Origin of the sequence: Mycobacterium sp. 852002-51613_SCH5001154 (assembly GCF_001667425.1) — a bacterium.
Lineage (GTDB): Bacteria > Actinomycetota > Actinomycetes > Mycobacteriales > Mycobacteriaceae > Mycobacterium.
Map to the genome: position 1 here is coordinate 110,995 of NZ_LZII01000085.1, position 9,894 is coordinate 120,888.

At 65.4% G+C, this 9,894-nt stretch carries 9 protein-coding genes; 4 read left to right on the top strand and 5 right to left on the bottom strand.

Annotated elements, in window-relative coordinates; genetic code table 11:
• Window positions 1-12: 12 nt before the first annotated feature.
• Together A5750_RS24490 and A5750_RS24495 are read right to left on the bottom strand one after the other, a co-directional pair.
• Window positions 13-1,062, bottom strand: coding sequence for a rhamnan synthesis F family protein (locus A5750_RS24490; RefSeq protein WP_067266403.1), 1,050 nt, complete (start codon window positions 1,060-1,062; stop codon window positions 13-15).
• A gap of 58 nt (window positions 1,063-1,120) precedes the next feature.
• Entirely contained in the window at window positions 1,121-2,839 is a 1,719-nt protein-coding gene (locus tag A5750_RS24495) for an AMP-binding protein (protein ID WP_067266405.1), read from the bottom strand.
• Between the two features lie 85 nt (window positions 2,840-2,924).
• Between A5750_RS24495 and A5750_RS24500 the strand changes: the two genes are divergently transcribed.
• Together A5750_RS24500 and A5750_RS24505 are read left to right on the top strand one after the other, a co-directional pair.
• Window positions 2,925-3,725, top strand: coding sequence for a phthiotriol/phenolphthiotriol dimycocerosates methyltransferase (locus A5750_RS24500; protein WP_231989299.1), 801 nt, complete (start codon window positions 2,925-2,927; stop codon window positions 3,723-3,725).
• 122 nt (window positions 3,726-3,847) lie between these two features.
• Entirely contained in the window at window positions 3,848-7,021 is a 3,174-nt protein-coding gene (locus A5750_RS24505; protein ID WP_067266408.1) for an adenylate/guanylate cyclase domain-containing protein, read from the top strand.
• Window positions 7,022-7,033: 12 nt separating this feature from the next.
• On the opposite strand, the gene cwsA is transcribed toward A5750_RS24505, so the two are convergent.
• Entirely contained in the window at window positions 7,034-7,468 is a 435-nt protein-coding gene (gene cwsA, locus A5750_RS24510; protein ID WP_067266412.1) for a cell wall synthesis protein CwsA, read from the bottom strand.
• Window positions 7,469-7,596: 128 nt separating this feature from the next.
• On the opposite strand from cwsA, the gene A5750_RS24515 reads away from it, so the two are divergent.
• The gene (locus A5750_RS24515; RefSeq protein ID WP_066951018.1) at window positions 7,597-8,145 is read left to right on the top strand and encodes a peptidylprolyl isomerase; all 549 of its coding nucleotides are present in this window, start codon (window positions 7,597-7,599) and stop codon (window positions 8,143-8,145) included.
• Window positions 8,146-8,168: 23 nt separating this feature from the next.
• Here A5750_RS24515 and A5750_RS24520 read toward each other — a convergent pair whose 3' ends face one another.
• Window positions 8,169-8,594, bottom strand: a complete 426-nt coding sequence (locus A5750_RS24520) for a PH domain-containing protein (RefSeq protein WP_066951015.1) — start codon at window positions 8,592-8,594, stop codon at window positions 8,169-8,171.
• A 155-nt stretch (window positions 8,595-8,749) separates the two neighbouring features.
• Window positions 8,750-9,031 carry a cell division protein CrgA gene (crgA, locus tag A5750_RS24525; RefSeq protein WP_066951011.1) on the bottom strand — a complete coding sequence of 94 codons (282 nt, stop codon included), beginning with the start codon at window positions 9,029-9,031 and terminating at the stop codon, window positions 8,750-8,752.
• Between the two features lie 118 nt (window positions 9,032-9,149).
• Here crgA and A5750_RS24530 point away from each other — a divergent pair, with 118 nt between their 5' ends.
• Complete coding sequence (locus A5750_RS24530) at window positions 9,150-9,893, top strand: DUF881 domain-containing protein (protein WP_066951008.1); 744 nt, start codon at window positions 9,150-9,152, stop codon at window positions 9,891-9,893.
• The last annotated feature ends 1 nt before the right edge of the window (window position 9,894 follow it).

A 9,894-nucleotide genomic window follows, 5' to 3' on the forward strand; every position in this document is an offset into this window, starting at 1 on the left:
CGCCAGCGTCGTTCATTTCGAACCGGGCAGCCTCCGGCGGGGAGCTTCGGTGCGCCCAGCGTAGGTCCACCCAGCCGTCGGCCGGGCGTAGCCGCTAACCAGGGAGGGCGCTCTCCGGCCCAGCCGGTCCACGTGCGCCTGGATGAGCTCGAACGGGTAGTCGGTGTGTCGCTCGATGACATCGCGCAGGTTCGCTATGGACGCGTGCCACGGCATGTCGTATCGCGCCAGGTTGGTCTTGAGGAAAGGAAACCGGAAGTCCTTGATGAGTCCGTCCCAAAAGTGCAGGGTCCCGTTATTGCGGCCGGAGCGTTTATTCGCCCACGGATGGGCTGATGAGCGGCCATAGGCGAGTTCGATGGCGGCGGCGGAAACGAACGGGTCGAGGCTGAGGCCCGCCTTGCGAGCCCGCGCAGATATGCCGATCTCGTAGCGCCAGATGACCGTCTGTTTGTGGACCACGTATTGGAAGCCGTTCCAGAAATCCTCGAGAAACGGACGTGTGTGCGGATTGAGATCCCAAGCCAGAAAGAAAGATTGGAGATGGGGAACCAACTGGGTGTTCTCGACCGCGCCGTACATGTCGGCACCGTGAAACGAGCTCAACATGTTTTCGAGGGAAAAGAGCGGACCGAACACGCTGTCATTGGCGACCAGAAACCGGTCGAACTGATCGAGCGACCACCCGCGGTGCGTGAGAACGCACCACGCGAGGTGCCACGATCCGAAATCGTAAGAGAGTGTGCGGCGGGTGTAGATGCCGGCACACAGAGAGCGGATGGAAGCCACGGACTCCGGTGTGAGAGTGGGCGAGCCGGAGACGAAGACAATGGTCGCGCCCTGCTCCCGCAACGCCTTCAGGTAATAGGCGACGTACGGGTCGACGACGCCCTGGGGATCGAAGTGGGCAAACAACGCAAGCGTACGGCGGCCGGGCGGCGGATGCGGCGGAAGCTCTAGGTGGGTTTCGCACAGGAATCGGAAGGCGTTGCCGCCCAGCCGATAACGCGCCGCGGCTGACGCGCGCTCTGCTTCGGTGCGAAGCGTATCCGAAATCTTCATCGCGACCCCGTGGCCTCCGGTGAGTGCTCAGTCGACGTGAAGCGGCCAGCCGCCAGCGCTAGGCATCCAACCGCGCGAACTGATTCTGTTGATAGCGCTCGACGCAGGCCGCTCTTCGGACCTTGCCGCTGGTGGTGATGGGGATCGAACCGGGCGCTACCACAACGAGATCGGCAATGCTCAGTCCGTGCACGGTGGATATCGCGGAAGTGACTTTGCGCTTGACGGCATCGAAACCCGCTTCGCTGGCGCCGGCGCGATTCTTGAACTCGATGATCGCGACGACTTTTTCGGTGCCCTCGGCCGGAACCGAGATTGCTGCGCACCGCCCCGGCGCGATGCTCTGGATCGTTGCCTCGAGGTCGTCGGGAGAGTGGTTGCGGCCGTAGACGATCAATAGATCCTTGATACGGCCGATGATGAACAGTTCGCCGTCGGCGATGAACCCCATATCTCCGGTCCGCAGCCAGGGCCCCTCGGGAGTGCCGGCCGTCGCATCGACAAGCGTTGCGCCGAATGTCTCTTCAGACTCTGGTCGTTTCTGCCAGTAGCCGGACGCGACGTTGTGCCCATGCACCCAGATTTCACCGGTCGTTCCCGCCGGACATTCGATACGTGTCTCCGGATTGACGATGCGCACCATCGGTGAGCGTGGCGCGCCGTAACTGACCAGTGCGGTACCGCCCCCGCTCGCACACCGCTTCGCGAGGCCAGCGGTCAATTCTTCGGAGTCGAAGTGCACGACTTGTGGTGGTTGACCCGCTTCGCGGGTCGCGACGTACAGCGTTGCCTCCGCCATTCCATACGAGGGCCGCAACACCCGCTCCGGGAGGTTGAAGGAGGCGAAGCGCTCGGTGAAGCGTCGCAGCGTCGCGGGCTGGACTCGCTCGCTGCCGTTGAGGATGCTCAGCACGTTTCCCAGATCGAGGCCGGCCAGGTCGTCGTCCGAGGTCTTTCTTGCGGCCAATTCGAAGGCGAAATTAGGCCCCGCCGATAGTGCGTGACTGTTGCAGGCCAGCAACTGCATCCACCGGGCCGGCCGCTGCAGGAACGCCACCGGAGTCGTGAGCACGGTGTGGAACCCCGTCAGCACCGGAAAGATGATTCCGAGATGCAACCCCATGTCGTGGTAGAAGGGCAGCCACGACACCACAGTGGTGTCCGGTGGGGCCACGCCGCCGTGGTCGCCGAAGAAGGCGGCATTGATCTGCCCGAAATTGGCCATGATGTTCCTGTCGGAGACCATCACTCCGGCGGGGGTGCGCGTCGACCCGGACGTGTATTGCAAATAGATGGTGTCGATTGAGCTGTCGACCCGCGCGCGCGGCGCGTTCGTCGAGCCCGGGGCCGGCGAATCAACCGCGACGATCGACGGAACGGAGTCCCCGGCCCCCGCCTCGACATACCGGGCGACGTCGTCCGCGATCGACGATGTCGTGAGGAGGACGGAGGGCGAGGTGTCTTTCAGTACCGCACCGACACGTTCGTCGCTGGCCCCACCGAGTGGAACCGCAATCAGCCCAGCCTGTAATGCGGCAAGGAAGGCGGCGATGTAGTCCAGCCCGTGCGGCGCCAGTATCACTGCGCGCTCCCCCGGCCGCCCGTGAATCCCCAACTGCGGTGCGAGGTTAAGCACTCGCCGGTACAGCTGCGACCATGTCACGCTTTCGGCGATTCCGTTGCGATCCCGCTCGTAATCCATGAACGTGAACGCCGTCCGGTTGGGCTGCAGGCTGGCGCGTTCGCGCAGCAGTGTCGGAATGGGACACTTAAGCATGGGCGTCAGGCTACCCCGGCCATTATCACCGCGTCGGTTTTGCGCCGGACACGATGGGCGGCTGCAACGTACGCCGATAGAGAACGTGATCAGCCGGCTGAACTCCGCGCCAATCTTGGTGGCGCTATTGGATTTGCGCTTCAAATACGGCTATCGGTTTCTCAGCCGCCTCCTCACGAGGGACGACGTCTTATTCCTCAATTACGGATATGAGGAGGATCCGCCGCTGGCCCTGTCGCTGGCGGCGGACGACGAGCGCGATCGGTTTCCCATCCAGCTCTATCACCGCACGGCGACCCAGGTGGATCTCGCCGGCAAGGATGTGCTGGAAGTCAGTTGCGGCCACGGCGGTGGTGCCTCGTATCTGGTGCGAACGCTGCACCCCGCCTCTTACACGGGGTTGGATCTCAATACGGTCGGAATAGACTTCTGCCGAAAGAGGCACGATCTGCCCGGCCTGCAGTTCGTGCAGGGTAACGCGGAAAGCCTGCCCTTCCCCGACGCGTCCTTCGACGCGGTGATCAACGTCGAAGCCGCGATTAATTACCGCAACGTCCGCCGGTTCTTCGCTGAAGTGGAACGCGTGCTGCGGCCGGGCGGGCATTTCCTGTACGCGGATATCCGCTATGCCGACGAAATCGCCACCTGGGAAGCGGACCTGGCCGGCATCTCCCTGCGCCGGATCTCAGAGACGGCGATCAACGCACAGGTCATGCGCGGGTTGGAGCAAAATCGCCTGTTCGACCAAATCACTCGGCGTCTGCCCAACATCGGATTCCTACGTGGCATCGCCGAGGACTATGCAGGGGGGCGCGGTTCGTTGATCTACCGGCGCCTGGAAAACGGCGAGGCTTCCTACCGGTTGTTCAGCTTCGCCAAGAATTGATCCGCCTCGTCTCGAGACTTCATGCCGGCGTCACGCCGTGTGAAGCCAATACTCCCTCGCCCGGTGCACAACGGCCTATTCTTTGAACAGCAAACGCGGGGGCCGGGATTGGCGGAGGTCGGATGGCGGCCGTAGCAACGTGCCAGGCATGCGGCACCGAGCTTTTCGAGAATGCGCGGTTCTGTCACGGATGCGGCTCACCAGTTGCCCAACCCACGGCCCACGCGGAGTACAAGCAGGTGTCGGTGCTGTTCGCCGACGTTGTGCATTCCATGGACATAGCCGCGGCCGTCGGCGCGGAGCGGCTGCGCGAAATCATGGCCGAACTGGTCGACCGCTGCACCGACGTGGTGCACCGCTACGGGGGCACGGTGGACAAGTTCACCGGCGACGGGATCATGGCGGTGTTCGGCGCGCCCGTAGCAATGGAGGACCACGCGGTTCGCGCCTGCCTGACGGCCTTGGGAGTTCAGGAGGAGATCAAGCGGCTCGCGAGCGACGTCCGACAGCGCGACCGTGTGGACCTGCAGTTGCGGGTAGGCCTGAACTCCGGCCAGGTAATAGCGGGCGAAATCGGTTCCGGGCCGTTCCGCTACACCGCGATCGGTGAGCAAGTCGGGATGGCCCAACGGATGGAATCTGTGGCGCCCCCGGGTGAGGTGATGTTGAGCGAATCCACCGCACGTCTCGTTCAGGAAGCCGCCGTGTTGGGCGCCGCCGAGGAGGTGCACATCAAGGGCAGCGATGCCCCGGTGCTGTCCCGTCGCCTGCTCGGCATGACCGGTGGTTGGCAACGAAGCCGGTCCCTGCAGGGCGCCCTGGTCGGACGAGAACTCGAAGTTGCGACGGTCGCGGGCCTCCTGGATCGGTCCTTGAGCGGGCGGGGTTGCGTTATCTGCGTTGCTGGACCACCGGGCATCGGCAAGACGCGCCTCGCTGATGAGGCCATCGCGATGGCGCGGGGGCGCGGTTTCGAGGTGTCAGCAGCCTTCTGTGAGTCGCACACCAGCGACGTCCCCTTTGTCGTGGCGGCACGGCTACTTCGCGAAGCCGCCCGAATAACCGAGCTCGACGACGAGGCGGCGCGCACACAGGTGCGCGCCAGCGTCCCCGATGCGTCCGATGAGGATTTGCTGCTGCTGTATGACTTGATGGGCATTAGAGAACCCGAGACCCTACCCCCCACGATCCGTCCCGATGCGCGGCGCCGGCGGTTGACCGCACTGATCAACTCAATCTCGTTGACGCGCACCCAACCGGTTCTCTACGTCGTCGAGGACGTGCATTGGATCGACGGGGTCAGTGAGTCGCTGCTGGCCGAATTACTCACCGTCATCCCCCGAACGCCGTCGATGGTGCTGATCACATACCGGCCCGAATACCGCGGCGTACTGTCTAATGTCCTTGGTGCACAGGCGATCTCGTTGACGCCGCTGAGTGAGTCGGAAACCGCGACGCTGCTTGACGAGTTGTTGGGCACCGATCCGTCGGTCGCCGGGATCAAGTCGCTTGTTGCCGAACGGGCGGGCGGTAACCCGTTTTTCGCACAGGAGATGGCGCGTGAGCTCGCCGAGCGCGGTGTGCTCGAGGGCGACCGTGGCGGTTTCACCTGCACGACAGACCTGGCCGACGTCACCGTTCCGGCGAGCCTGCAGGCCACCATCTCCGCGCGCATCGACCGCCTGGATCCCGATGCCAAGCAGACGTTGAACGCCGCCGCGGTAATTGGCTCGCGCTTCACGCCCGAGTTGCTCGCCGCGGTGGGCAACGCCCCTGCCCTGGACGGGCTCCTCAGCGCCGCGCTGATCGATCAGGTCCGTTTCACACCGGGGGCCGAGTTCGCGTTCCGCCACCCGCTGATCCGGGCGGTCGCCTATGAATCGCAACTGAAATCCGACCGCGCCCAGATGCACCGGCGCCTGGCAGCTGCTATCGAGGCCCGCGGGCCGGAATCCGCCGACCAGAACGCGGCGCTGATCGCCGAACATCTCGAAGCCGCAGGTGACCTTCAGGATGCTTACGGGTGGCATATGCGCGCCGCAACGTGGGCGACTTACCGCGATATCGCCGCGGCACGTCTGGGTTGGGAATCTGCAAGAAGGATCGCCGACGCATTGCCCGCCGAGGACCCGCACCGAGCAGCCATGCGGATCGCCCCGCGCACCATGCTGTGCGCGACCGCCTGGCGCGTCCGGATGAGCGTGGCCGGTGAGCGTTTTGATGAACTGCGGAGGTTGTGCACCGCCGCTGGGGACAAGGCGTCACTGGCGATCGCTATGGCAGCGCTGGTGGCTGATCACACGCACCAGGACCGCGTTGTCGAGGCTTCGCAGCTAGCTTCGGAGGCCGTGACCCTGGTCGAGTCCATCGGCGATCCCACGCTGACGGTAGCGCTGTCCTTCACGCCGATCCGCGCCAAGATGGCAAGCGGCGAGTGGTCGGAGATGCTCCGGCTGTCCCAGCGGGTCATCGACCTGGCCGCCGGTGACCCCGCCAAGGGCAACCTGCTTTTCGGGTCTCCCCTGGCCCTCGCCTACGCGCAACGGGCCATCGCCCGTTACGCACTGGGTCGCCCGGGATGGCGAGAGGACCTGCGGCGCGGGCTGACCGTGGCGCAGGGCGCCGACTCCCTGTCCTACGTCACCCTCGTGAGCTATGTGTACTCCGCGGGGATACCGGCCGGCGCGCTGCGGCCCGACGAATCCACGGTGCGGGAGATCGAGGATGCGTTAACCATCGCCGAACGATCCGGCGACAACCTCCAGTTGGGTTTCGCCTGGTTGACCCTGGGCCTTGCGCTGGTGCACCGCAACACGGATGCCGAGCGTGATCGCGGGCAGAAGTTGCTGGCGGAGGTCCACGAGGTTTTCCTGCGCGGGGGCCACTTCCTGTGCGATCTACCGCTGCTCGACGCGTATGTGGCCCGTGAGACGGCCCGCCGAGGGGATCGCGATCAAGCGATACCGCAGATGCGCGCCGCGGTCGACCATCTCGCCCGTGGCGGCCAACTCCTGTCTTGGGGAATTCCGGCGACGTCGGTTCTGGTGGAGACCTTGCTAGACCGCGGGACCGAATGTGACGTTGCCGAAGCCGGGGCCGCAATCGAGCGGTTGGCGGACGCACCGGCCGATGAGGGCCTGGCGATACGTGAAATTTGGCTGCAGCGGCTGCGCGCCCTTCTGGCGCGGGCGCGGGGCGATATGGAGGCCTACTCGCGGCTCAGAGATCGCTACCGCGACATGGCGAGAACGCTTGGCTTCGAAGGACACACCGACTGGGCCGAGGCGATGCCATAGGGCCGGCCGTCGTCAGGGGCGCGGCTGCACCTCGACGCTCGGCGGCCGTGACTGCGGCTCCTGGGGTTTCGCACGAACCGATCGCCGCACCAGGCTGAACGCGACCGCGCCGCCGGCGAGGACCACGACGGCCGCGCCCGCGAACACCAACGGACGCCTGCTCCGGCGCTGCGCCCGCCGCGCGTCCTGCAGCGCCTGAGGCAGGTTCGAAACCACCTCCTGCGCGGCGGCCAACTCTTGGGCGAGCGTCTCTTGGGCCGCGGCGAGTTCCTTGGCCAGGCGCCCCTCTTGGTATTTGCGACGGAGCTGCGCTGCGGTCGACTGAGCAGACTGGACGCTCAGGCCGACGACTCCCCTGGTGACGTCCACTGGTCCCACTGTCGAGTAAGTCAGCCCGCGAGCCAGTCGCTCACGCGGGCTCAGCCGGGATTCCGCCTTTGCGCTCATCTGCCGCCTTTCTGTGCGTGCTGAACAGACTGCCAGCATAGGGACGTCGGCGGAACCGTTGTGCGCGCGACGCAGTTTCGGCGGCGGCTCGGCTTGAGCGACACCGGGTGTGGGCATGCCCGCGCGTAATGGCAGACTCTCATGCCGTGACCAACAGCCCCCATCAGACCGCTACCGCCACGCTCCACACCAACCGCGGCGACATCAAAGTCGCCCTGTTCGGCAACCACGCGCCCAAGACCGTCGCCAACTTCGTTGGCCTGGCGCAGGGCACCAAGGAGTACTCGACCCAGAACGCATCGGGCGGGTCCTCCGGTCCGTTCTACGATGGCGCGGTCTTCCACCGGGTGATCCAGGGCTTCATGATCCAGGGCGGCGACCCGACCGGCACCGGTCGCGGCGGCCCCGGCTACAAGTTCGCCGACGAGTTCCACCCCGAACTTCAATTCGACAAGCCGTACCTGCTGGCGATGGCGAATGCGGGCCCGGGCACCAACGGCTCGCAATTCTTCATCACGGTCGGCAAGACACCCCACCTGAACCGGCGGCACACCATCTTCGGCGAAGTGACGGACCCGGAATCGCAGCGAGTGGTCGAGGCGATCGCGACGACGTCCACCGACGCCAACGACCGCCCGACCGAGCCGGTGGTCATCGAGTCGATCACCATCACGTAAGCCGGGCCACCGGCCGCTTTCGATCAGTGCGGGTGACGGCCCGCGTAACCGGCGGCGGTCAGCGCGTCGAGCACCTCGAGCGGGTCCGTCCCGAGGTCCCAGCGAGAGAACAGAACCAGCCCGCCGTCGGCGGTCTCGACCTCAAGTAGCCGGTTTTTGCGTCCGTAGCGCCGGAACTCGGTGATTCGGATGATCTTGATGTCGTCGGGTCGTAATACCTGCGTCCGGAACCATCCCCGGAGCAACAAGCCGTCGGCGGTAATTGCCAGCTTCGGCCGCGCGCGCCACGTCGCGCCCGCAAACAAGATCAGACCCACCGCGGCAATCCCCGTGAGAATCCGCCCCGGCGCGTCTGTGACCACGGTCACACTGGCGATAGCCATCAGAACACCGGCGGCCCCACAACCAGCGATTCCAGGCGTGCGCGGCTCCCACTGTGTTTGCTGCATGCGCCGTTCAGCCCCTCCCACCACGGCCTATGGAGTTATCCACAGACGCTATCAACAGTGGGGATAAATCACACGCGTGTGATTGGGGGGTGGGAATGTTGCTGGCGCGGTAACGGAGCAACCCGAAAATGAATTCATTCCGCGGCTGATGTCGCTCAGTGCCAGCGCATCGTCAGCAACAAACCCGTGATCATGAAAGCGAACGCGATGGCGTAGTTCCATGGACCGAGTTGCGCCATCCAGTTGAGGGCGGTCGGCGCCTGGCTGCCCACGGCGGCCAGCTGAAACACCATCAACCAGACGAGCCCGATCAGCATCAGGCCGACGAACAAGGCAACGAACCAGACGCTGGACGGTCCCACCTTCACCTTCACCGGCGTGCGGCTGACCGCGCCGACGGCGAAGTCGTTCTTCTTGCGGACCTTGGACTTGGGCATGATTACCTCAACAAGACGGTGAGTGGGACGGGTGCAACGATAAAGACCGCAGCTGCACGCACAGCTTGGCTACGAGACTAACTCACCCGGCACGCCGACCAGGAAATTGGAGAGCCGAATGAGCGACGGACGCCGGTCACCATGGCGCTTCGGCGTCCCGGTGGTGTGCCTGTCGGCGGGATTGCTCCTTGCGGCCACCCACGGGGTGTCCGGCGGCGCCGAGATCCGTCGCAGTGACGCCCCCCGGCTGGTCGATCTGGTTCGCGAGGCCCAAGCTTCGGTGAACCATCTCAACGCCCAACGCGACTCGCTGGCCGGCAAGATCGATGCCGCGCACGGACGGTCCTCGGATCTGGCGTTGGCGGCGATGCTGCGCCGCTCCGCCGAGCTGGCCGCCGAGGCGGACATGAACCCGGTCCACGGCCCAGGCCTCGCTGTCACGTTGGACGACGCGCCACGGGACGCCAACGGCCGCTTCCCGCGGGATGCGTCGCCCGACGACCTGGTGGTGCACCAGCAAGACATCGAGGCCGTCCTCAACGCGTTGTGGAGCGCCGGCGCGGAGGCGATCCAGATGCAGGACCAGCGCATCATCGCCACGTCCGTGCCCCGCTGCGTCGGCAACACGCTGCTGCTCAACGGGCGCACCTACAGCCCGCCCTACACGATCACCGCGATCGGCAACGCGGCCGCCATGCAAGCCGCCCTGGCCGCCGCTCCCCTGGTCACCCTGTACCGCCAGTACGTGGTCCGATTCGGGCTCGGCTACCGCGAAGAGGTCAAGCCCGACGTGCAGGTCGTCGGCCACACCGAGCCGGACCGGCTGCATTTCGCGCAGCCCATGGGAACCATCGGCTACTGAT

Excerpts from the sequence above, each read along its gene's own strand:
- A5750_RS24490 (WP_067266403.1), bottom strand. The coding sequence starts at position 1,062 with ATGAAGATTTCGGATACGCTTCGCACCGAAGCAGAGCGCGCGTCAGCC.
- A5750_RS24495 (WP_067266405.1), bottom strand. The coding sequence starts at position 2,839 with ATGCTTAAGTGTCCCATTCCGACACTGCTGCGCGAACGCGCCAGCCTG.
- A5750_RS24505 (WP_067266408.1), top strand. The coding sequence starts at position 3,848 with ATGGCGGCCGTAGCAACGTGCCAGGCATGCGGCACCGAGCTTTTCGAG.
- cwsA (WP_067266412.1), bottom strand. The coding sequence starts at position 7,468 with ATGAGCGCAAAGGCGGAATCCCGGCTGAGCCCGCGTGAGCGACTGGCT.
- A5750_RS24515 (WP_066951018.1), top strand. The coding sequence starts at position 7,597 with ATGGCAGACTCTCATGCCGTGACCAACAGCCCCCATCAGACCGCTACC.
- A5750_RS24520 (WP_066951015.1), bottom strand. The coding sequence starts at position 8,594 with ATGCAGCAAACACAGTGGGAGCCGCGCACGCCTGGAATCGCTGGTTGT.
- crgA (WP_066951011.1), bottom strand. The coding sequence starts at position 9,031 with ATGCCCAAGTCCAAGGTCCGCAAGAAGAACGACTTCGCCGTCGGCGCG.
- A5750_RS24530 (WP_066951008.1), top strand. The coding sequence starts at position 9,150 with ATGAGCGACGGACGCCGGTCACCATGGCGCTTCGGCGTCCCGGTGGTG.